Annotated in this window: 13 protein-coding genes; 7 read left to right on the top strand and 6 right to left on the bottom strand. The window is 33.8% G+C overall.

Annotated features, from left to right (window positions below):
* Positions 1 to 157: 157 nt before the first annotated feature.
* The 7 genes from FUA26_RS15115 to FUA26_RS15085 all read left to right on the top strand — a co-directional run bounded on the left by FUA26_RS15115 (position 158) and on the right by FUA26_RS15085 (position 11,174).
* Positions 158 to 1,165, top strand: a complete 1,008-nt coding sequence (locus tag FUA26_RS15115; protein WP_147138035.1) for a family 43 glycosylhydrolase — start codon at positions 158 to 160, stop codon at positions 1,163 to 1,165.
* Between the two features lie 26 nt (positions 1,166 to 1,191).
* Positions 1,192 to 2,610, top strand: coding sequence for a sulfatase-like hydrolase/transferase (locus FUA26_RS15110; protein WP_147138033.1), 1,419 nt, complete (start codon positions 1,192 to 1,194; stop codon positions 2,608 to 2,610).
* 254 nt (positions 2,611 to 2,864) lie between these two features.
* On the top strand, positions 2,865 to 4,415 hold the full coding sequence (locus FUA26_RS15105; protein WP_147138030.1) for a sulfatase-like hydrolase/transferase: 1,551 nt from the start codon (positions 2,865 to 2,867) through the stop codon (positions 4,413 to 4,415).
* 5 nt (positions 4,416 to 4,420) lie between these two features.
* Positions 4,421 to 5,872 (top strand): glycoside hydrolase family 28 protein, encoded by a 1,452-nt coding sequence (locus FUA26_RS15100; protein WP_147138027.1) that lies wholly within the window; start codon positions 4,421 to 4,423, stop codon positions 5,870 to 5,872.
* Between the two features lie 4 nt (positions 5,873 to 5,876).
* Positions 5,877 to 7,298 carry a glycoside hydrolase family 28 protein gene (locus FUA26_RS15095; protein ID WP_147138025.1) on the top strand — a complete coding sequence of 474 codons (1,422 nt, stop codon included), beginning with the start codon at positions 5,877 to 5,879 and terminating at the stop codon, positions 7,296 to 7,298.
* A 9-nt stretch (positions 7,299 to 7,307) separates the two neighbouring features.
* Positions 7,308 to 8,339, top strand: coding sequence for a glycoside hydrolase family protein (locus tag FUA26_RS15090; RefSeq protein WP_186826929.1), 1,032 nt, complete (start codon positions 7,308 to 7,310; stop codon positions 8,337 to 8,339).
* A 246-nt stretch (positions 8,340 to 8,585) separates the two neighbouring features.
* Positions 8,586 to 11,174 carry a right-handed parallel beta-helix repeat-containing protein gene (locus FUA26_RS15085; RefSeq protein ID WP_147138020.1) on the top strand — a complete coding sequence of 863 codons (2,589 nt, stop codon included), beginning with the start codon at positions 8,586 to 8,588 and terminating at the stop codon, positions 11,172 to 11,174.
* 46 nt (positions 11,175 to 11,220) lie between these two features.
* On the opposite strand, the gene FUA26_RS15080 is transcribed toward FUA26_RS15085, so the two are convergent.
* The 6 genes from FUA26_RS15080 to FUA26_RS15055 all read right to left on the bottom strand — a co-directional run bounded on the left by FUA26_RS15080 (position 11,221) and on the right by FUA26_RS15055 (position 24,849).
* Positions 11,221 to 12,783 carry a sulfatase family protein gene (locus tag FUA26_RS15080; protein ID WP_147138017.1) on the bottom strand — a complete coding sequence of 521 codons (1,563 nt, stop codon included), beginning with the start codon at positions 12,781 to 12,783 and terminating at the stop codon, positions 11,221 to 11,223.
* Positions 12,784 to 12,786: 3 nt separating this feature from the next.
* The gene (locus tag FUA26_RS15075; protein ID WP_147138015.1) at positions 12,787 to 14,346 is read right to left on the bottom strand and encodes a DUF4955 domain-containing protein; all 1,560 of its coding nucleotides are present in this window, start codon (positions 14,344 to 14,346) and stop codon (positions 12,787 to 12,789) included.
* Positions 14,347 to 14,351: 5 nt separating this feature from the next.
* Positions 14,352 to 15,548 carry a glycoside hydrolase family 88 protein gene (locus tag FUA26_RS15070; RefSeq protein ID WP_147138012.1) on the bottom strand — a complete coding sequence of 399 codons (1,197 nt, stop codon included), beginning with the start codon at positions 15,546 to 15,548 and terminating at the stop codon, positions 14,352 to 14,354.
* A gap of 131 nt (positions 15,549 to 15,679) precedes the next feature.
* Positions 15,680 to 19,834 carry a hybrid sensor histidine kinase/response regulator transcription factor gene (locus tag FUA26_RS15065; RefSeq protein WP_147138009.1) on the bottom strand — a complete coding sequence of 1,385 codons (4,155 nt, stop codon included), beginning with the start codon at positions 19,832 to 19,834 and terminating at the stop codon, positions 15,680 to 15,682.
* Between the two features lie 139 nt (positions 19,835 to 19,973).
* Positions 19,974 to 21,764: a RagB/SusD family nutrient uptake outer membrane protein gene (locus tag FUA26_RS15060; RefSeq protein WP_147138006.1), complete on the bottom strand. Its 1,791-nt coding sequence runs from the start codon at positions 21,762 to 21,764 to the stop codon at positions 19,974 to 19,976.
* A gap of 16 nt (positions 21,765 to 21,780) precedes the next feature.
* Positions 21,781 to 24,849, bottom strand: a complete 3,069-nt coding sequence (locus tag FUA26_RS15055) for a SusC/RagA family TonB-linked outer membrane protein (RefSeq protein WP_147138003.1) — start codon at positions 24,847 to 24,849, stop codon at positions 21,781 to 21,783.
* Positions 24,850 to 25,064: the final 215 nt, after the last annotated feature.

The following is a 25,064-nucleotide window of genomic DNA, read 5'->3' as shown; positions in this document are numbered from 1 at the left end:
TACTACCCCTATACAAATAATGTTTAGGGGTGTTTTTTTAACCATTTATTGTGTTTTTCAATGTATTTCTGTCCTTTTTGCAGATTCTAATCACTTAATTTTGAGAAGCTAGGTAACCTAACAAGTCTAAACAACCAAAACCAATTAATATAGAACTTTGCAAAATTTTAGAACGCATATTGAAACATTGTCTATTTATGCCTTAATGGGGTGTTGTTTTGTTTTTTTTCAATGTGAAAATAATGAAGAAAATAAAACGCTTATCCCAAAACAAACCAACAACTATAAATGGATATATAAACCAGAGGGCGACTATTTTTTTGGTCCAGACACCAAGCAATTAAAGGAGGGAAAATGGTACACAAATTGGGTGCCTAATGATCATACATTTGTAAAAGATAGTTTTGGTAAATGGCATATTTTTGGAATTACGCACCCTTTAGTTGAAGCCGAAAGTTTAATAGGAAATGTGCATCAAGGAGAATATGCTTCATTTCATGCTGTATCATCAAAAACAAACTTTAACGAAACCATAGAAAGACATCATTATCAAGATTTGCCTAAAGTATTATCACCAAAAGAAAGACCAGGAGAAATGCTTTCAAACCATGCGCCTTATATCTTTAAAAAAGACGGACTTTACCAAATGATTTATGGGCCAAGTCCAATACGGTTAGCTACATCTTCAGATTTGTATAAATGGGAAACAAAAGGAAAATTGTTTCATGAAATAGAAGGCGCTAGAGATCCTAGCTTATTGTTTCATGATGGTACGTACTATATCGTTTATTGTTCTAAGAAATGCGTAAAAATGCGTAAATCTTCAGATTTAAAAAATTGGAGTGAAGCCGAAACTATTTTGGTAACTAATAAATTTGATCCAGAATCGCCATCATTAATTTTTCATAACGATGCGTTTTATCTATTTGTGTGCTCTTGGGATGGTAATTGGGATGGTAAAGACATAAAGGGCGCTTATCAAAATACAACATATGTATACCATTCTAAAGATAAAATAAGGTTTGGTACAGACCATGAAAAAGAAATAACCACACTAAAATCTCATGCACCAGAAATATTTAAAGATGAAAATAACCAATGGTATATTTCTAGTGTAGAATGGCCATACAGAGGCGTGAGTATAGATAAACTTAATTGGGAATAAAAACAATTTTATATAATTAAATACAAATGAGAAAATTACTAGTTTTACTTCTAGCTTTAATGATAGCAGATGATTTAAACGCACAAAACACCAGCAAAAAACCAAATGTAATTGTGTTTATGGCAGATGATATGGGGTATGCCGATACGGGCTTTACGGGAGCAAAAGACATTTTAACGCCAAATTTAGATGCTCTAGCAGCTAATGGTGTAATTTTTAAGCAAGGTTATGTAAATCATGCGTTTTGCGGACCTAGTAGGGCAGCTTTAATGTCGGGTAGATATCCTTACAGATTTGGTTTTGAAACCAATCCTGCTTATGACCCAGCTAACCCTCATATGGGAATTGATACAAACGAAAAACTCTTCCCAGAACGCATGCAGGAAGTTGGGTATACAACTGGAGCAGTAGGCAAATGGCATTTAGGTGCGGCACAAGAATTTCATCCAAATAATAGAGGTTTTGACTATTTCTATGGATTTCTTGGAGGAGGGCATGATTATTTTAAAATAGACTTAACAAAGAAAGTTTGGGAAGCCTATTTACAAGGATTGGTAAGAAATAAGAAACCTGCAAGTTTTGACGGATACTTAACTACGGCCTTAAGTAAAGATGCTGCAAAATTTGTAGCTGATAATAAGGATGAACCTTTCTTTTTATATGTAGCTTATAATGCCCCGCATCAACCACTACAAGCACCAAAGGAAGATATAGAAAGGTACAGCCATATAAAAGATAAGAAAAGACGTGTTTATGCTGCCATGGTAGATGTAATGGATAGAGGAATAGGCGAAGTGGTACAATCTTTAAAAGACAATGGGATTTACGAGAACACTTTAATATTCTTTCTTAGTGATAACGGAGGTCCGCAACCATCAACTCAGAATCCAAAAGGTGGTAATGCCTCAAGTAATAAACCTTTTAGAGGCGGTAAAGGTAATATGTATGATGGTGGTGTTCATGTGCCGTTTATTGCCTGTTGGCCTAATAAAATAAAGGCAGGAACTGTTTATGATTATCCTGTAAATTCATTAGATATTTCTAGAACAGCTGTTGAGGTAGCAGGAGCAGATGCCTACAAAACAACAAAAATGGAAGGTGTTAATCTAATTCCTTTTGTTACTGGTGAAAACAAAGAAGCGCCACATGACTACATGTACTGGCGCGGAGGTAGTAAATGGTCTGTTTTAGCATCAGACGGAACTAAGCACGTTAAAGAAACTAAAAACCCAGAAATGTATTATTTGCCAGATGATGTTTCTGAGGCTAACAACATATTAAATAAAAAGTCCGAACTAGCTAAAAAGATGTACTCAAAATGGGTTGAATGGAACGAAAATAACATACCATGTGTCTTATTAGGTTACAAAGACTATCATAAAAAGAGAGATGCGTTTTATGAACAAGCCATACCGCCAAAAGCAAAAACTTATAACAACAAATGAAAAAGTAGTATAGGTTTATTATCAGAAGTAAAACCAAGGTTATTCTGTTGTAAGAGAGTAGGGTTTAGTTTTACAGCACTGTATTTTTTATCTAAACATTTGATTTTAAAAGGGTTTGGGTTATTGTGTATTAGTGGTGTGTAGTTAAAATGTAGTGCTGTGTATGGCTAATGTAGTTATAATGTATCCGTTTTTTAGTTGTTTTTATCGTTGAATCATAATTTTAAAAACACATTTAATATTAACTAAATAAGATGAAAAATTTAATAGCTTTTTGCTTGTTAGGATTAATGACGTTTCAACTACAAGCTCAAAGAAAAAAGAAACCAAATGTTTTAGTAATTTATACAGATGACCATAGGTATACAGGTGTTCATGCCCTTGGAGGTCAAGCCGTATTAACGCCAAATCTAGATGATTTGGCGCATAATGGTATCACATTCACTAAAGCCTATTTAATGGGTGCTTTTTCTGGTGCAACCTGCGTGCCTAGTAGAGCCATGCTACTTACAGGACGAAATTTATTTCAATTAAAAGGAAGAGGTTTTGATATTCCAGATACGCATACAACTATGGGCGAGATGTTTATGAAAGAAGGTTACTATGCTTATCATGTTGGTAAATGGCATCAAGACATGAAATCTTTAGCACGTTCATTTAATGATGGTGCAAAAGTTTCTGGAAAACCAGCATATTTAACAGATCAGTTTAGAATGCCTTATCACGATTGGGAACCAAAAGGTGATTATAAACGCGAAAACTGTTACCTATTGGAATATAATGACAAAGGCGAAGTTGTAAGTCGTCCATTAACAAAAGATGATAAACGAGGCCCCACAGGAACGGAAAAAACTGGGCCACATGTATCTGAAGTATTAGCAGACGCTAGCGTTAAGTTTATTTCAGAATATAAGCAGAAGAAACCTTTCTTCCATTATTTGGCATTCCCAACACCGCATGATCCACGTCAGGCTCCTAAAGAATACAAAGATATGTATCCCGAAGCCGATATTGCTTTACCACCTTCGTATATGCCGCAACACCCTTTTGACAACGGACATATTGTATTGCGTGATGAGTTACTCGCAGAATGGCCAAGAACTAATGAAATAGCAAAACAACATTTATCAGATTATTATGCGATTATTAGTCATTTAGATGCGCAAATAGGGCGTGTAATTAAAGCTTTAAAGGATAGCGGACAATATGAAAATACCATAATTGTTATGGCAGGAGATAGCGGTTTGGCTGTTGGAAACCATGGTTTAATGGGTAAGCAAAATATCTATGACGAAGACGGTATCCATATACCCTTTATTCTTTCAGGAGGTTTAGTAGATGAAGAAAACAAAGGAAGAAGAGAGGATGCCTTTTGCTATAACTACGATATTTTACCAACACTTTGCGATATGATTGGAATCAAAACTCCAGAGTCCTCATCGGGTAAAAGCTTATTGCCAATTATAAATTACGAAAAAGAAGGCGTAAGAGATTATACCTATCACGCTTATCGTCAACATCAAAGAGCTTATCGTAAAGGGGATTATAAACTTATAGAATATGTAAGAGCTCCAGATAAAGATAGAAAACGAGGTGCGTTTATTTCAGGATCAAGAGTAACACAACTTTTCAATATTACAAAGGATCCTTGGGAAACCTTCAATTTAGCCGATTTTCCGGAATATGCAGAAAAAGTTGCCGAAATGAGAAAAGAAATGAAGCAAAAGGCCATTGAATTAAAAGACAAATCTCATGATGAGTTGGTTAATGTTGATTTTTGGAAATATTATAACACTTCAAACTAAACATCATGAAACTAAAAATAACCTTGTGTTTGGCGTTTCTTCTTAGTTTAAGTTTGAACGCCCAGGAATTTAATATTCTAGATTATGGGACTAAAAAGTCTCACAAAGAATTAAGCACAAAAGCAATTCAAAAAGCTATAGACGAAGCTCATAAAGTAGGAGGAATCGTAATAATTCCAAAAGGAACTTACGTTACAGGAACTTTGTTTTTAAAAAGTAACATTACTTTAAAATTAGAAGCAGGCGTTGAACTTTTTGGGAGTTCCAGTTTAAATGATTACGCAGAAGTGCCCGTAGCTACAGAAGAACCACATTTTTCAAAATGTCTGTTTTACGCAAAAGGGCAGGAAAATATTACAATTATTGGTCATCCACGTTCAGAGATAAATGGCAAAGGTTATATGTTTAAACATAGTCATGAACGTCCTAAATTATTTAGAATTGAAGAATGTAAAAATGTACGCTTTGAGCAAGCAATTATTAAAAATTCAGGGTCTTGGTGTATGTATTTTAGAGAGTGCGATTCTATTTATATTAATAAGTGCCACGTTTACAACAAGGAGAACCGTAATAATGATGGCATGAATTATGATGGTTGCTCTAATGTATGGATAACAGATACCAATTTACAAGTTGAAGATGATGCCATTTGTTTAAAAAGTAGTGTAGATAAAATCACCGAAAATATTTTTGTAGATAACTGTACCGTGAGCAGTTATTGGGCATCTGTAAAATTTGGAACTGCATCAAAATCTGGATTTAGAAATGTAAAGGTTACCAATTCTCAGTTTTTCGATAGTCGTCACGGTACCATAAAACTATTAGCGGTAGATGGTGCTATACTTGAAGATGTTCTTTTTGAAAACATTAAAATGTTCAACTGTGGAGGGCCAATATTTTTAAGGCTGGGTAATCGTGGTAGAGATTACTCTAAATCTATTGAACAAGTTTACGAAACTGATGTAAAACCAGAAGGACGTCCTGTAGGGAAAATGAGAAATATTACTTTTAGAAATATAGAAGCTAGACTAACAGGAAGAATAGATCCGCCTACCGAAGGTATAATGTTTACAGGTTTGCCTGGGCACTATATTGAAAACGTAACCATGGAGAATGTTCATTTTTCGTACACTGGTTTTGGCAATACAGGGGCTAAGAATAATGTAATTGCCGAAGATGAAGCAAGGTATCCAGAACAATTGTTTTTTGGAGTATTGCCAAGTTACGGCATGTATGCTCGTCATGTAAAAGGTCTAAAAATGAAAAATGTAACTTTTAAACTAAGAGGAGAAGACGATAGGCCAGCTATTGTTCTTGACGATGTTCATAATAGTAGTTTTAATGAAATGAATTTAGATTTAAAAGCAAAATCTAGTTCTGTAATAACCACTAAAAATGCAACAAAAGTTAAATTCAATAATATTAAAGTCAATAATAAACTTAAAAAAATAAAGTAAAATTATGAGAAATAGTATAATAAAAGTATGCACTTTAATAATTTTATTTATTACCATGTCTTGTAAAAAACAAACAGAGTGGAATATTAAAGATTTCGGGGCAATTGACGATAATAAAACCGTAAATACAGAAGCTATTCAAAAGGCTATTGATGCATGTAACAAAGCTGGGGGAGGTACGGTAGTTGTTGATGGGCAAACTTTTATTTCAGGAACATTGTTACTAAAAGATAATGTGACTTTAAAAGTCACCGAAAATACAGTGCTTCTAGGAAGTGTTAACCCAAATGATTATCCGGTGGTAGATCCATTTATAGATGCAACTGGGCAATTTAGAGGGCAGTGTTTTATTGGAGCTGTTGATGTTGAAAACGTGGCCATAACAGGTAAGGGAACCATTAATGGGCAAGGTGAAATGTTTACACCTAAGAATGTCAAAAAAACCATTAAGGAACTCGGAATTGAAATTAAAATTCCTGATTTCAAAAAAATAATTTCAGAAGGGAATAAATATGTAAACAACAACATAAGGTATTCAAACCGTCCATTTTTAATTAGAATGGTTCGTGCTAAAAATGTAAAGTTAAAAGACATTCATTTACGTCAGCCAGCCGCTTGGACACTTCATTTTTATCAATGCAAAGGGTTTGAGGTAGATGGCATTGATATTCATAGTCACGCTAATAAAAACAATGACGCCATTGATATAGATTCTAGTATTAACGGTGTTATTAAAAATTGTACAATAGATTCTGGTGACGATGCTATTTGTTTTAAAGCTACAAGTCCTGAACCTTCGGCTAATGTTTTAGTAGAAAACTGTAAGCTAAAAAGTCATTGGGGAGCCATTAAATTTGGTACAGAATCTATGGGAGATTTTAAAGATATCACTATTAAAGATTGCTTTATTCATGATACCAAAGGAGGCGGCATTAAAGTGCTAAGTGTTGATGGCGCAAACATAAATAATATAGTGATTGATAATATTGAAATGGAAAATGTAGAAATGCCCATTTTTGTGCGTTTAGGAGAGCGTGGTCTTACCTATAGAGGCGCTCCTAAAAAGCCTGTTGGTTCTATAAATAATGTAAGCATAAGCAATATTAAAGCTACTGTTAGAGATCTAAAAGATTGTAGGTTAAAACCAACAGCTGGGTTCTTTTTTACTGGAACACCAAATCATAAAATAGGACACATAAAGTTTGAAAATATTAATGTTACACTGCCTGGTGGCGGAACAGCAGAAGATGCTAAAATTGTGGTGCCAGAGAATGAAACACAATATCCTGAATTTACAATGTTAGGTGCAGTTCCTGCTTATGGTATTTATGCCCGACATATTGAAAAATTAGAAACAAACAATATAACCTTCAATTTAAAAACAGAAGATAAACGAGAAGAAACTGTTTTTATTGATGTAAATTAATATGATTTTATGAAGAAAAAAGCGTTATTGATTATTATGTTTTTTGGTGTTCTCTCAATAGGTTTTTCCCAAAAAAAGGATATGCCAAAAGATTCTTGGATTACAAAAAGTATTGCAAGCAGCAAGGGAAAATTCATTCTAGAAAGTAATGATAGTATTGTTTGGGGTTGTGCGCCAATTTATGATGAATACGGAAAAGTGCATGTTTATTATTCAACATGGGCAAAAAATGAACATTGGTTAACACACAGTAAAATAGGACATGCAGAGGCTAACCACCCTGAAGGACCTTATAAAAAAATGGGAATTATTTTAGAGGGTAGAAAAGGTAAATGGGATGCTAATACAATACATAACCCAAACATAACAAAGGTTGATGATAAATATGTGCTTCTTTACATAGGAACGGACACTTTAAAACAAGAAAATTGGCAATTAAAAGCCAAGGCAGCAAATACACAACGTATTGGTATGGCTATTTCAAATTCGCCTTATGGCCCATGGAAACGATTTGATGAACCTATAATTGACGTATCTAAAGATTCATTGGCATGGGATGGGTATTGTGTTGTGAACCCTTCATTTATGAAACATCCAAATGGTGAATATTGGATTTACTACAGGGCATGGGATAGACGTAATGATGAAAGGCGAAAAACAGGTGTTGCAATCTCCAAAACTTTAGAAGGCCCTTATGAAAAATATAGCGGTAATCCCATTATTGATTTTCCGGAAAGAGGAGGGCAAACTGAAGATCCTTATTTTTTCTTTTATGATGAAAAATTTCATTGTTTGATACGAGATATGGGTAATTATGATTGGTTAAGTGGTTTGTATTTAGAATCTGAAGATGGCTTAAGTTGGGGTGAATATTTTAGAGGACATCACAAAGGCAGTAAATATTTTCCAGTATGCGATGAATGTCGTTATGAGCGAGTTCAAATTTTATGGAAAAACGGAAAGCCTGAGTATTTATTCAATGCAATTAAAAAAGATCTAGAAAATAATAATGGAGCTGTTTTAAAAATTAATATTAAGTAAAATTAATCTTCTGTTTAGCTGTTTTTTTGTTTTAAAAAAAGCTGTCATTTTAGTGTTGTTTCTATACAAAAACTATACAAGCCTAATGTGTTAATATGATTTTGTGTTTTTTATCTATGCCTATTATAACATAAATTTATTGTTAATATATTTTTTGTAGTAATCATTTGTTGCCAAAATATACATATACCTTCTATTTGTTATATCCGTTTGTGCTTAATTTTAAATTCAAAAAATTAATATACCATGCCAAGCAAAATACACTTATTATTTTTGTTAAGTTTTTTTTTAAACATCTCTGTATTCGGTCAAAACACATATTACATAGCAACTAATGGCAATGATGCAAGTACTGGTGCTGTTGATAGTCCTTTTAAAACATTCAACAAAGCTATAACTGAAATGTCAGCGGGTGACACATGTATTATAAAAGAAGGTGTGTATGATGAAGAATTTGTAATTACAAAAAATGGTACAGCAAGTAATTATTTAACTTTTAAGGCAGCCGATGGTGAAAATGTTCAAATAAGAGCCACTAAGTATGTAAGTGGTTGGCAAACACACAACGATAATATATTTAAGGCAAATGTTGATATGAGCATAGAAAGTCGTTTTAGAGCTGTATATCACAATAACGCCTATATGGATTTAGCTAGGTGGCCAAATAATACTGATAATAACCGATGGACTGTAGATTGTCATCCTGTAGAAAATGGAGATGGAAGTCATTTTATTGTAAGTGGCATTCAAAATATAGACTGGACAGGTGGTTTAGTTTATTATTTAGGAGCACATTCTGGTGCAAGCTGGACTAGAAAAATAACGGCAAGCTCTTCAACCAGAATAGATTTTACAACTGTAGATACATCAAAATGGCCTTTTAGTACACACAACCCTCAAACATGGAGAAATTACCCAAGTAATAACAGAGGGCAATTGTTCTTATTCAATAAATTAGAAGCTTTAGATTATGCACGCGAGTGGTATTATGATGAGGTTGCTAAAATACTTTATTTCCAACCGGCTGATGGTGTAATTCCTGCAAATGATACTGTAGAATATGCTGCCAGAAAATATGCTTTAGAAATTAAAGGCGACTATATAAAAATTGAAGGTTTAAACTTTTTTGGTGGCAGTGTGAAAATTCATAATAATGCCGATAACAATCAAATTTTAAACTGCAAAGTAATTCATGGTAGTGAAGGGCATGATTCTTTAACAAATACATCAGCTCAAGTAGGCGAAGCTTCAATAGAAGTTTTAGGAGATAATACTTTGGTGAAGGGATGCACTGTAAACCATAGTTCTGTAAGTGGAATATTAGTATCAGGTTGGGCTGCAGATGATTGTATATTAGAAGGAAATACAATTAGTAATACAGATTATGTAGGTATACATGCATCACCAATTAGAACGAGTGGAGACAATATGAAAATCATTAAAAATACCATATTCAATACTGGTAGAGATGGTATGTATGTTGCTGGTCAAAATTGTGAAATTGCTTATAATGATGTGTCTGCCTCTCAAAAAATAAACAGTGATTCTGGGGTGTTTTATACCGTTGGTAATGCAAATTTAAAAAATAACGAAATTCACCATAATTGGTTTCATGACGCTACTGCACCAGCATACTCTCATAATCCAAGTGATCCAGCAAAAGCTGCAGGAATTTACCTAGATAATGATAGTAAAGGTTACACAGTACACCATAATGTAGTATGGAATGTATCTTGGAGCGGATATCAGGTAAATTGGAATAATACGCATTTAGATTTTTATCATAATACCATTTGGAATGCAGAACGTGCTATGGATTCTTGGGACATCAATGGTCCACAAGAGAATAACAAGATTTATAATAACTTTGCAAATACAGGAGATTGGTTTACTAAAACGGCTACTGATTTCGATATTCAAAATAGTCCAATTTTTTCAGAATCGCCTTTTGAAGATGCTAATGCCCAAAATTTCATGCCTAAAGCAGGTAGTAGCTTAGTTGATGCAGCCCAAGAAATTACTGGCTTTACCAAGCCTTTTAAAGGTGGTGGGCCTGATATAGGTGCTTATGAACGTGGTGGCACCCGCTGGACAGCAGGTGTTAATGCTATTGAAGATACAGGTGAAGGAGAAGCTTGGACAATTAATGACACCCAATTTTCAATTAAAATTAATGCTGAAAATTGTCCTAATTCAAACTCAGGTAAAGTAACTGTTGTTGCTGATATTGAAGAAAACTATGTGGTTACTTTTAACGGAACAGATTCTGAATTTACAAAAGATATAACAATTACTGATTTGGCACCAAATACCTACAGTTTGTGTATTGCTTTAAAAAGTACACCAAATGAAAGCCAATGTTATACTGTTGAAGTTAAAGAAGCACAAGAAATTACAGGAAAAACAAGTTTAAAGCAAGAAGCATATGCCGTAAATATAGCCCAAGGTACACCGCCGTTTAATGTGTCAATTAATAATGAGTTAGTATTACAAACGTATAATTATGATTTTGAAGTAAACGTAAAACAAGGAGATGAGGTTACAGTAAAATCTAGTAAAGATTGTGAAGGAGCGTTAATAGAATCAATAGATTACTATAAAAATATTACGGCATACCCAAACCCAACAGCTGGAGATTTTCAATTTACATTACCTGTAACTAATGGTAATATTTTAGTTGAAATTTATAACATGCAATCGCAAGTAGTGTCTTCTAAAATTTATAGTATTAATGCAGGAGTGGTAACCCTAAGTTTACAAGGTAAACAACCAGGAGTATATTTTGCAAAACTGGTAACTAAAGAACCTAGAATAATAAAAATAGTTAAAGAATAAGTTTTATTTTATAACGAAAAAAGACGTCTGCTAAAGACGTCTTTTTTTATTCATAAGGAATTAAATTACTATGTTTTTTTTGCTGATACCATGGGTCATTAGTTTTTTTTAGTAAACCGGCTAAATGTTTTAAAAGCACGTTTGAAATTTCAGGATTATCATTTAAGCTAATTTTATTTTTTTGATAAGGGTCGTTAATATTATCATAAAAATAGGCTTCATCAATAGTTTTTACCTTATGCTCATCCCAAGGTTTTTTGTCTTCTTTTAAACAAAGGGTGTATTTTGTTGTGTGAACACCGCGTGAATTACCTAGCATTATTAAAGCAGCTTCAGGTTTTTTTACCTTTGTTTCTGATGTAAGAAGTAAGCTTGAAAAATCGGTCCCTTCAATGTCTGATGGAATGGCGTCACCAAGTCCCGCAAGCCCCATAACAGTTGGTAAAACATCAGGAACGCTAAAAATAACATCTTCTGTACTTGTTGATAGTTTTTTTGGCCAATGTGCAATGAACGGAATGGCCAATGATTCTGTTTCAAACGTATTTTTGCCTGTTTTTGCATGACTACCCATCATTTCACCATGGTCTGAGCTAAAAAGTATAATAGTGTTATCTAATGCTCCCATTTTTTCTAGCTCATCAATAACTTTGCCCATGTACATATCTACACTGGTTATATTTGCAAAATAATGCCTTGCGTAGTTAGCAGTTTCTAAATCTACATTTTCCCTTACTACAAGCTTTTCATCAATTTCAGGGAATTTATCTTTATCATAATATTTATGTAATGTTTCCATATCTGTATTTTCATCATCCCAAGGGTTATGCGGCGGGTTCATTGCCCATATCATGCAAAAAGGTTTAGATGCATCTCTTTGTCCGTGTTCATTTTTTAGATAATCAATAATCTTTTCAGCTTCATTTTTAGCTGAAAACATTTTAGGAAGATGTAATTCGCCATCCTTTTTCCCTTCTATGGCATTTGGATCGTTAGAATATACCCTAGGATTAAAGTGTTCATCCTTTAAAGCTTGGTAAAAATATTCAATATTATGTCTAGATTTTCCTGGTGGAATGTAAGTGTCATAAGCATTAATACGATGTCCTCCTGGAGCTTCTTCACTACCAACATAATTGCCATTTTCGTCAAATAAGGGGTCATTTCTTAACCAATGGCATTTCCCAAATAGCGAGGTGTTATAGCCTGCTTTAAAAAACAAATCTGGTATGGTACTTATGTCATCTCTTAAACTTTCATTTCTTCCTTTTTTACAGTTGTTCCAAATACCATTTTGCTCGGGGTACCTGCCAGAAAGCATCATGCCCCTGTAAGGACTACACAATGGGTAGTTACTAATGGCATTGGTAAAAACAACACCGTTTTTTGCTAATTTATCAATAGTAGGTGTTACTACAGGATCTGCTTTTCCTTGGGCTAATTCTTTGTATGGAGATTCATGCCAAAAACCCGCACTGTAACGTCTTAATTGGTCAGGAAAAATAATTAAAACGTTGGGTTTTTTTGATGCTTGTTTTACTTCATTTTTTTTGTTTTGACAGCTAAATGCCGCTATAGTTATTAGTAATAAGTATAATGTGTTTTTCATAGCTTAGTTGTTTATTTCGTCTAGCCATTTAGGGAGTTTGCCTAAACGTAATTTTAATTGTTCTTCAAATAAAGACTCGGGTTTGACAGGAGTTCCTAGGCTTTCAAGTATTTGAACTTCGTCTTTTTTAAATGTAGTTCCCGTACCATGAAATCCTACTATAATAGGTGGTACTATTCGCCAATACCAAGTGTCAGTAGCCACAAACCTAAAATCTGTTTCGGCACTATCAGTTTCTTTATAATTCCAAAGTACTAAATGCCTTCCGTGGTTTGGCAAATTAAAACGGGCACCACCGGCTCTTCCTTGAAAAAAACCACCTTCAACATTATCAAAAAGAGTAGCACGTGGTTGCGATGCATGAGCCTCAAAACTAGTGTGGGATGGATGTTTAGAACGCCAAATAACGGTTCCTGTATTACTACCACCACCAACACCTGTAGTATGGTGCATGCCAGCTACGTCATTTATTTTAGCTAGTAAAACATGGGTAGACCCCGATGTGTTTACTGCAGAATGCCCAATGGCACCATTAATAGTTATATTTAATGCTGTACAGGCTGCAGACGAAGAGAATGTTAACACTCTATTCACATTCTTAAAGGTGCAATTTTTAACCCAAGAATTAACACTTTTAGTTATTGATAGTATGCTCCAACCACCATCATCTTGTGCAGAGCGATGATGCACAAATTCTTTTGTCCAGTTCCCTTCAAAAGTTAAATGCTCAAAGCCTACATGGTTTACATGAGCAAAACTATATACTTGCCAGTTGTGTTTTGCCGCAATATCATAATGAATAGGAGAAACCAAGGTAATCTTATTGCCTTTTACAGAAGCTACTTGGTGGCGTTCATTTACTTGTACACCTTGGGCTAAAATAGCTGTCCATTCTTTATCTGGAACCAATGGTGCTATATCATAATTTATTAAATCTTTGCTATTGTTTTTTACTTGTATAATTAACCAATCGCCTTGTTTTATTTTTGAAGCGTCTTTTACATGAATTGTAAAGGTTTCGCGTTTTGAGTTTGAAATTATTTTGGTTAAAAAATCATCTTTTTTATTAGAGGTTACTTTAATTGCCGAAGGGCATGTCCATAATTTTTCAGGATGAGCTGGTGGTAAGTCTCTATCAAAAAATAAGGTTGTATTAGCTTCATTTTCGCCTCTAAAAACAATTTTAGATGATGAGATTGTGATTATGCTGTTATCATCATTTCCAGTATTAATATAATATTTACCTTTCGGGAAATAAATGATACCTTCACCATGTTTTTGGGCAGCAGCAATAGCTTTTTTTATAGCTTCTTTATCTGAAATAGTATCGTTAGGGTTTGCTCCAAAGTTTGTAACGTTAAAGGTTTTATAGTTAACTGTTGGCAATGGAACTTCACTGTATTTATATCCTGCAAACGAAAAATCTGGTAAAATAGGTGTCTTACCTTTTTTTTTAGATTCTACAAAATTTTCCCAAACAGTTGTTTGCTGTTTTAGGTTTGTTTTTTCTTGACAATTTATCAATAGAACAGAGAAAAAACTTAGTATATATAATGGTTTCATAATTATTATTGTTCTATAGATTTATAACGACTTAGGGCTTCTAAGTAATAATAATCAGCATAGTTTAATGGCACATCAATTTCATTTCCATGCGGAATGCTTCCAACACTATGTTTTAAAATAAAGTGCTTGTTTTTACCAATTGAGGCAGTGTACTCTTTAGTGCCTAATGATGCCATAATTTTATTTATTGCTGGCAAATAATTGTTTTTTGAATATTTGTTTAGTTCTAATAACGCAGATGCTGTTATGCTTGCAGCAGAAACATCACGAGGTTCGTTAGGAATTTTAGGTGCATGGTAATCCCAATACGGTATACCATCATCAGGTGTGCCATTAAAGTTTAATATGTATTGTGCAATTTTTTCGGCTTGATGTAAATATGTTGTGTCTTTTGTAAACCTGTAACATACTGTATAACCATAAAGCCCCCAAGCTTGTCCGCGTGCCCAAGAACTTTCGTTTGCAAACCCTTGAGCTGTGTATTTACCTCTAACTTCTCCTGTAACAGGGTCATAATCTACCACATGAACAGAGCTGTTGTCGTTTCTAAAATGATTATTTAGTGTAGTGTTAGCATGCGTTATGGCGGCTTGTTTGTATTTGTTGTTGCCGGTAAACTCACTTACTTTAAATAACAATTCTAAATTCATCATGTTATCTATAATAACAGGATATTTCCAGCCGCGTTCAGCTTGCCAACCGGTGTTAACATCCCAACTTTTAATACATCCTACTGTAGGGTTAAAACGTGTTAGCAAAGAGTTTGCTGCAGTTATGAGTATTTCTTTAAAATGTTCGTTTTTAGTTAATTCGTATCCTTTGCCATACGAACAATTAAATACAAAACCTAAATCATGATTTGTGGTTAATGTTTTATGGCTTTCAAATTTTAACTGAAATTTTTCAGCGGCATTTTTCCATTTTCTGTTTTTTGTTTGCTCATAAAGAAACCAACAGCTCCCAGGAAAGAATCCTTCTGTCCAATCAAAATCAGTATTGGTCCAGTGCATATGTCCATGTTCGTTTAGTGTGCGTGGTATTCGGTTGGCTTGTTCAGCATCCTTTAATAGTAATGACATTTGTTTTTCGGCATTTATAAAGCTAGTATTAAAGTTTATGTTTTTTGAATTTACAGATGGGTTTACACAAGCTAGATTAATACATGCTAGTACCAAGAATGTTAGTTTAGCTATTTTCATGTTTTTTTATTTAGTTAGCAAATTCAAATATCAAACTTAATTGTAGTTTTAAAGGGTGGTTTTTAATTTGAATTTAGGGGGTAATGCGCTTTAATGCCCTATTTTATTGGGGTTTTGTTATGTTGCGAATTTTAATTATTTGTTAAGGCATTTTGGGTTATGTTATTTTTTCGGTAAACAGATGGTGTTACTTCAAAAGCTTTTTTAAAACATCTTCTAAAGTATTTAAGATCGTTAAAGCCAACTTCATAAGCAATTTCGGCAATACCTAAATCTGAATTTATAAGTAATTGACTTGCGCGTTTTAGCCTAATAGTTCTTATAAATTCTGAAATAGATTGACCTGTTAAAACTTTAAGTTTTCTGTAAAGTACAGATTGACTCATGTGTACTTTTTCTATTAGTGTTGAAGCCATGAATGATGATTCTGATAGGTTGTCTTCAACAATTGTCATAACCTTTTTTAAGAAAATTTCATCAGCAGATTCTAGCTCTAATTCTTTGGGCTCTAGGAGAATATTTTTTCTGAATTTTTCTATTAAATGCTGTCTAGATTTTAGCAGGTTTTGTACTTGCATTTTAAGCAAATCGGCCTCAAAAGGTTTGGTTATGTAAACATCAGCCCCTTCGTTAAAACCACTTTTTTGAGCTTTTGATGATGAACGTGCCGTTAATAAAATTATAGGAATATGGCTAGTGGTTAGGTTTGTTTTAATAGTATTGCAAAATGCTAAGCCATCCATTTTTGGCATCATTACATCGCTTATAATTAAATCTATTGGTTTGGTTTGGGCTATGGCTATGCCTGTAGTGCCGTTTTCGGCTTCTATAACATTGTAAAGGTCTTTAAAAATATCTTTAATAAATTGCCTAACTTCTTTATTATCTTCAACATGTAAAAGTGTTGGTAGTGCCTCGTCAATTGTAATGTCTTGTATTTCGTCTTTTTCGCTTACCCAGCCAATATTAATTATAGATGGGTTGTATGGTAACGAAATATCTGTGCCATTACTATAATCTGTGTCAACAACATTCAGTTGTTCTTCATTAAAATGTGCATTTCCTGTTGGTAGTAGTATTGTAAATTTAGTGCCTTTACCAAGAGTGCTTTCTGCTAAAACTTCGCCATGGTGTAGTAAAACAATATCTTTTGCTAAAGCTAAACCAACGCCGGTTCCCGATCTTAATTCGTGGTGTTGACCAAGCTGAAAGTACCTATCAAAAACATGCGGAATATCTTCTTTTCTAATGCCTTTGCCAGTATCAGAGATTACAATTTTTAACCTATTGTTAGTTTCTGAAACTTTTAGTTTTATTGAGCCGCCTTCGGGTGTAAATTTAAAAGCATTAGATAGTATGTTGAGTATTACTTTTTTCATTTCAATTTCATCAAACCACATAGTGTAATTAGTGTTTTTTGTTTGAAATTGATATTGAATGTTACGTTGTTCTGCTAACTCATCAAATGATAGCTTTATATTTTCAAGAAAGGGCACAATATTTCTACTACTAACCGATAATTTAAGTTTACCTGCTTCACTTTTTCTAAAATCTAGTAGTTGGTTTATAAGCTGAAGTAAAGTATTGGCATTACGGTACATGCCAGCTAATTGTTTTTGTAGTGTGCCGTTGCCTTGGTTGGTGTCTATTAGGCGTTTTAATGGACCAATTATTAAGGTTAATGGTGTACGGAAATCATGAGAAATATTTGTGAAAAGTTGTAATTTTAATTGATTAACTTCTTCTACTTTTTCTCGGTCTTCTCGTTCTTTTTTTAATTGGTTTTTATCATTTATTCTTAAAAGAGTATATTTTCTAATGGTTAGAGTTAATGCGGTTGCAATTAAAAAATAGCCTAGGTAAGCCCACCAAGTTTTCCAAAATGGTGTTTTTATATTGATGGTTATTTTTTTTGGTATTTGTGTCCATGCGCCATAACCGTTTGATGCTTTTAAATTAAAAACATAGGTACCCGGGTTTAAGTTGGTGTATGTTGCTGTACGTTTGTTGCCAATATATTTCCAATCATTATCAAACCCATCAAGTTTATAGGCAAATTGATGTTTTTTAGGATGTGCAAAACCTAGTGCTACAAAATCAAAACTAAAATCGTTTTGGTTGTGGGCAAGCTCAATATTTTTAAGGGTGTTTACTTGTTTTAAGTACGGTTTGTTTCTAACTTTAAAGTCTATAATTTCTACAGGTGGAATGTACGTGTCATTTTCCTTAATGTCATTAGGGTTAAATAATGTAAAACCAGAAGTACCACCAAAAATGAGTTGCCCGTTTTTAGTTTTTAAACAAGCACCATAGTTAAATTCATTGCCTTGTAGGCCATCGGTTTCATCAAAATTTTTAATTTCATTTGTATTAGTGTTTATACGGCTAATACCTTTATTGGTGCTTACCCAAATGTTTTGTGAATTATCTTGTAATATACCGTAAATAACCTTGTTGGGCAAGCCTTCAGCAATACCATAATGTGTGCTTTTTTGCGTTTTAATATTAAAATTATAAAGGCCATCACCTTCTGTACCAATCCATAAGGAGTTTATTGTAGGTTGGTAAATACTTATAACTTGGTTTAAAACAAAAGGTTGATTTTTATTGGTGTTTTTATAGGGTACTTTTTCAATATTTTGAGTGTTGGTATTTATAGCTAAAAGCCCATTTTGGCTACCAACATAAATAATGTTATTAACCAATGATTTTTTAATAGTATAAATAGAGTTGCCTATAATTTGTTTAGGGTCGTTTATTTTTGTGAATGCATTTAATTTAGTATTAAATACATGTAAGCCGCCTTTGTTGGTGCCAATCCAAATGTTATTGTTGTGGTCTTCTACTAAACAGGTTATTTTATTATCTTCAATAGTATTTACATGGTTGTTTAGGTTTTGAAAATGTGTAAATGTTTCGGTTTTAGGATTAAATTTGCTGAAACCTTCACCATGTGTGCCTATCCAAAAATTTTTATTCTGACCTAAAACCAGCGCTTTAATATTATTTGAGTTTAAACTTTTAGGGTTATTGGGGTGGTGTGTGTAAAATTTAAACTGTTGTTTTTTTGTATTAAAAAAATTTATACCACCACCTTCGGTAGCAATCCATAAGTTTTCATTTGCGTCTTCAACAATAGCACTAACTACTTTGTAATTTAGGTGTTTGTTGGTGTTGCCAACAGTATATGTTGTAAAATTGTTTGAACTTCGGTCAATATAATTCACGCCACCTGCCCAAGTGCCCACCCATAAATCGCCTCGGGTATCTTCAATAATACTATAAACAGAATTTTGACTTAAGCTTTTAGGGTTGTTAACCTCATTCTGGTATTTGTTAATGTTCTTGGTTTCTAAATTTAACTGATACAGGCCATCATAACTACCTACCCATAAATACCCATGTTTGTCTTGGTTAATAGTTCTTACTGGTGTGCTAAAAACTTTATTTTTGTTTATAGTATAATCTTCAAACGTTTTGGTAACGTTATTAAAAAAAGCAAGACCACCATTGTAACCTAACCAAATATTATTTTCGTTGTCTTTAAATAATGCAGTAGTATAATTTTTTGTTGTATTGGGGTTAGCGTTATTGGGATAGTTATATGTTTTTAGTAATTTATTTTTTTCGTTTAATAATTGAATTTTTTCAGCATTACAAATCCATAAAATATCTTTTTTTTCTGAAAGGATAGAGGTTATGTTATTTGAAGCAAGACCATTTTTTGTAAAATTAGCAACGCTGTAGGCCTCATTAGTTTTTGTGTTGTATTTATCTAAGCCGTTGTTTGAAGCTATCCAAACAAACACACTATCACAACCAACTATATCTCTAATACTGCTAGTGTAGTATGTATTTAAACTTTTAGATTTTTTTACACGAATAAAATTGTCTTCTTCATTATTATAAATATTAGCTCCAGTTTCTGTGCCTACCCATAAATTGCCCGTTTTATCTAATGATAAAGAAGTAATGCGGTTATGGCTTAAACTAGTACTATCATTAGTGCTAAAGTTGTAAACCTTAAATTCGGTGCCATTAAATTTATTAAGGCCATATCTTGTGCCAAACCATAAAAAGCCTTTTTTGTCTTGAAGAATTTTAACTACAGACCTTTGCGATAAGCCATCATTTGTGGTAATATTTTTAAAAATTAGCTGATTTTTAAATGCAGTATCACTTTGGCTGAAACCCCAAAAAACACAAAATAATAATAAAAACAGCCACATAAATTTAATCTTGTGTTTTGGTGTTGAACTGTTTTTTATTTTTAATATATACGTCATTTATATTTTTTGAAGGTTTATAAATATAAAAATTTAACAAGAATAAACCCTATACTATAATTTAGAATAGGGTTTATTACATTAACTAAAACTAACTTACAATTGCTTAAAAAAAAGTGTTTTCATGTTTTTAAGTGTATTAATATCCAGGATTTTGGTCTAACTCAGGGTTTCTGTCCATTGCAGCTTGAGGAATAGGCATTAAATAATTTCTGTCATTCCATATGTAGGCTCTTCTAAAGTTTGTGTATGGTTCTCTAAAAATTTCATCACCAGGAGCTAACACATCATCTTTGGTGCTTGGTGTTAAATACATAATAGAGCCATCGGCTTGTTTTAGCGGATAACAACAAGAAACGTAGCCCCCTTCTTGTGGGTTTAAAGGATTAATAGGTACACTACCATTACAAATTTGATCTCCAATTCTCCAACGGCGAATATCCCAAAAGCGATGTCCTTCAAAAGCTAATTCAACTTTACGTTCGTGTTTAATTCTTTCAAACATTCCTGTTTTGTCCAATCCTGGATAATTTACTTCTAAATCTGGCATGTTTGAACGGTTTCTAACAACATTTACTGCATCATATACAGATTGGTCTGGGCCAGCAGCTTCATTTTGTGCTTCGGCGTAGTTTAGGTATACTTCACCTAAGCGCAGCACAATCCAGCTTTGAGATGACATACCAAAATCTCCAACAGCTACATCCGGATCCATAAATTTACGTAAGTAATAGCCCGTAATTGTAGCTAAACCTTGGGCATGAGGCGCATCAGTATTAGCTATTGGCCCCCAAGTGTTATTGCTGTTATCATAAACCCAAGCAAAATCATAAGTACGCCCAAAAAACGTAGAGCCGTGGTGTAGTACTGTTTGGCTTAATCGTGGGTCTCTGTTTACATATGGGTTTTGTGGATCGTGACCATTTTCAATGGTTGCTGGTAAACCGTTTGCAAGCTCATATGACGCAACTAAGTCTTCGGTGGGGTTGTGTTGTCCGCCCCAAGAGCCTCTGTTACTTGGCGGGCGCGAAAAATTGTCAACTGTACCGCCTTTATTTACACCATCAAAAAGTATTTCAAAAAGTACTTCTTTATTATTACCTTTAGATATGAATAATGCTTCGTAATCTGCGGCCATTTCACGGTCACTTTCACCACTATTTACAGCATCAATTACTTTTTTAGACATAGTAGCAGACTCTGCATATCTTTTAGCATGTAACAACATGCGCCCATGAAACCCCCAAACAGCTTCTTTACAAACACGCCCCCATTTTGAGCCTGCTGCGTTAATGTTTTTTGCTAACGGAAGCATTTCGACTACCTCAGTAAATTCAGTATTTATAAAATCATAAATTTCAGATTCGGCTGTTCTTGCTCTGTATAAGGTTTCAACGTTAGATATGTCTGGTACTTCGGTAATTAAAGGTACGCCTCCATATCTTCTCACTAAATCAAAGTAAAAAAATGCACGTAAAAAACGGGCTTCAGATTTTATTAATTGCATTTTAGGGCTGTTAGACAGTGAAGATCCATTTATACCTTCAATTAAAGTGTTACATTCAAAAATGGCTGTGTAGTTTTCATTCCAATTGCTAAACTCCCAACTTTGTGTGGCTGATTGTCCTGCTTCTACATACCTCCATGCTTCAACATAACCACTTTTATTTGCAATAATATCTGTTGTGCAATCTAAAAAACTGCGTCTGCCATAGCCACGTGCTTTGTGCCCTGTAGACTCCCAGCCAAAGCCATTAGGCATGTAGCTATAAATATCATACAAAAGAGCTTCGGTGTAGCCTTCGTTTTCAAAAACTGCTGCGCTAGATATTTTATTAAGAGGCTCTTTTTCAAGATAATCTTCGGCACAACCAGCTAGTGTTAATGCTGATAATGCTATAAAGAATACTATTTTTATATGTTTCATCATTTTCAATTTTTTTAGTTTAAAAAGTTACGTTTATAGCAAAACTTACGGTTCTCATTTGCATATAGTACCAAGGGTGTGTGCCGAGGTCTGATGCTTCAGGATCCCAAAAATCTATATTAGATACAGATAAAAGGTTATTACCTGTTACAGCTAAACGTAAGGCATCAATACCTAAGTTTTTTAAAACGGGTAGGTTGGGTACGTTATAGGCTAACTCAGCATTTCGTAATTTTACAAACCATCCATCAGTTAACCAATAATCAGAATTGGCATCATTATTACTTGAGTTTCCTTGGTACAGTCTTGGTAACCATGCGTTGGTGTTTTCTGTTGTCCAAGCATCAGTAAAAGCTGCAGGCCCATTACTATCATTAACAAAAGGCGAGGGTTTCCATCTGTGCGTAAAACGTGTTCCTCCCTGAAAATCGGCACTTAATTCAAAACCTTTGTAGGCAAAATAGGTGTTTAGCCCAAAAACAATTTCAGGTACACCACCGCGCCCAATATAAGTTCTATCGTTGGCATCAATTTTACCATCGGGCACGCCATCGGGCCCTGAAATATCTTTGTACTTAATATCACCTGATTGATAATCACCAAAGAATGATTGGTCTGGTGAGTTTGCTACATCATCAGCATCTTTAAAAAGCCCTAATGAAACGTAGCCGTAACGCGAATCAAACGGACGGCCTGTTTGCCTTAAACCATCAGGAATGTTTGCAGCTTCAGACATTTCAATAATTTCACTTGTTGCATAAGTAAAGGTTCCTTGTAGGCTCATGTTTAAATCGCCAAAGTTATTTTTGTAGCGTATTGATGCTTCAATACCTCTATTTTCAACAATACCTAGGTTTGAAGGTGCAAGACTAGCCCCAACTTCTCTTGGAATATCTCTTCTGGCAATAAGTAAATCTTCTGTTCGTTTTTTAAATATTTCTAAATCACCAGTTATTTTGTTGTTAAGCAAACCATAATCTAACCCAATATTGTAAATTTTTGCTCTTTCCCATGTAACAAAAGGGTTTGGAATAACATCGGGTGAAATAGCTTGTTGATAGCCATCGGCAGTTACGGTACCTGATGGGTTGTTGCGGTTTTCACTAAATTCAAACAGCGATAAGTATTGATATGGCGTAATACGGTCATTACCATAAATACCCCAACCAAAACGTAGTTTTAAATTAGATAACCAGTCTGTATTTTCCAGAAAAGCCTCGTTTGAAATTCTCCAAGCAGCAGATAAAGCAGGAAACCATCCACCGGCATTATCTTTTGGAAAGTTAAAAGACTTGTCATAACGTGTGTTTAATTGAAATAAGTATTTGTCTTTGTAGTTGTAATTACCACGAATAGCGTACCCTAAACGAGCGTTTTCATTGGCTGAACCATCATTTCCAATACGGTTTGTTGAGCCAGCAAATATTTGGTCTATAGATTCTGAAAGGAAGCCATCTCTAAACACCTCAATCCATTCATTAAAATAATCTGAATGTTCAAAAACAAATAAACCGCCAAATGAATGATCTCCTAATGTTTTTTGATAGTTTAAGGTAAATTGCCCTGTTTTACGTGTTCTTTCCGTCATGCGTTGGGTAAGTTCTGTTGAAGGAATGGATTGTTTTTTATCAGCAATAGGGTCACTTCCTGTGTAAAATGTATACGGTGTTTTAAATTGTTTGCGTTTTAGTACATCTCTATCAAAAGAGTATGCATATTTAGCAGTTAAACCTTCAATAAAAGGAACTTTATATGTAAAGCTTAGGGTGCTTTGAAAACTAGAATTTTTGTTTCTGTTATATCCTGAATTGTTTAAAGTTCCTATTGGTGAGGCATTTAACCCGTTCCAATGTAATTCACGTTGGCCATTTATATCAATATAAGGTTCAAAAGTTGGGTAACTTTGGTTAATTAACCCGAAGTTTTCATCGGCCGATTCGTTCCTGTCGTCAACACGTCCGGCAAGATTTAAAGACATGCTTAAGTTTTTAGAAAGGTCACTATCAATATTTGCTCTAAAATTATAGCGTTTGTATGACGAAATATCATATAAACCATCTTGTTTTAAATATTCTAAAGATGTTAAATAGCGTATGCTTTTATTACCGTTAGAAATAGTAAGATTGTGTGTTTGAATAGGTGCAGTATCATTCATAGCTTCTCTCCACCAATCTGTACTAGTGCCTGTACCGTCCTTAAAAGCTGCTAATTGTTCATCTGTAAATTCAGGAACATATTCGCCTCCAGAACGTTCAGCAAGATTAAAAAGAGCTTCATTTAAATGTGTAGCATACTCATAAGAGTTCATTCTTTTAGGTAAAAAAAGCGGGTCTTGTACACCAAAACTACCAGAGTAGCTAATTTGAGCAACACCTTCTTTAGCACGTTTAGTGGTAATTAAAATTACACCATTTGCACCTTTTACTCCGTAAATTGCAGCCGATGCAGCATCTTTTAAAACAGTTACACTTTCAATATCATTTGGGTTAATGCGGCTCATACCACGTTCAACCCCATCAACTAAAATTAAAGGTGAGTTGTTACCGTCATTAAAAGTACTTTTACCTCTAATGAAGAAATCAATATCTTCAGAACCTGGGCTACCAGATCTAGACATGGCTGTTACACCAGTAATTTTACCCGCTAAACTTGCATTTAAGTTAGGTGTAGCTGCTTTTGTAAATGAGTTACCTTTAATTGTAGAAACTGAGCCTGTTAAATCTGCTTTTCTTTGGGTGCCGTAACCTACAACTACCACTTCGTCTAAAGATTGGTTGTCTTCCTCTAAAGCTATATTTAAAGTAGTTTGGTTTCCAACGGTAACTTCCTTGGTTTTATAACCTAAAAAGCTAATTACTAATATGTCACTATTATTAACGTTGTTTAGGGTGAAGTTACCATCAAAATCTGTTTGAGTACCATTACTAGTATTTTTTACAATAATATTAGCTCCAGGTAAAGGGCCACTGCTATCAGAGATTGTTCCCTTAATAGATTTTTGAGCAATAGCAGTCATGCTTGTTAAAAGTGCAAAAAAGCACAGCAAAACATAATTGCTTACTGATGTTTTGAGTTTAGTTTGTTTCATAAAATAATTAGTTAATTGTTGGTGTTTCAAAGAACATTAATAATTAACTAAAACCGAGGTAATATGAATTTTAATAAAGGGGGTAAATCATTCGCGAATACTGAAAACGTGTTGGTTAAGTTTATTTAGTTTTGTTAAGTTAAGCACTAATAACGCAACTATTATTTTCTTTTAAAATACATAATACATACCCCAAAAAGCACAATAAATACCCT

Source organism: Seonamhaeicola algicola, from assembly GCF_007997385.1.
Taxonomy (GTDB): Bacteria; Bacteroidota; Bacteroidia; order Flavobacteriales; family Flavobacteriaceae; genus Seonamhaeicola; species Seonamhaeicola algicola.
Note: the sequence above shows the minus strand (reverse complement) of the source record. Positions and strands in the feature narration are given on the sequence as shown.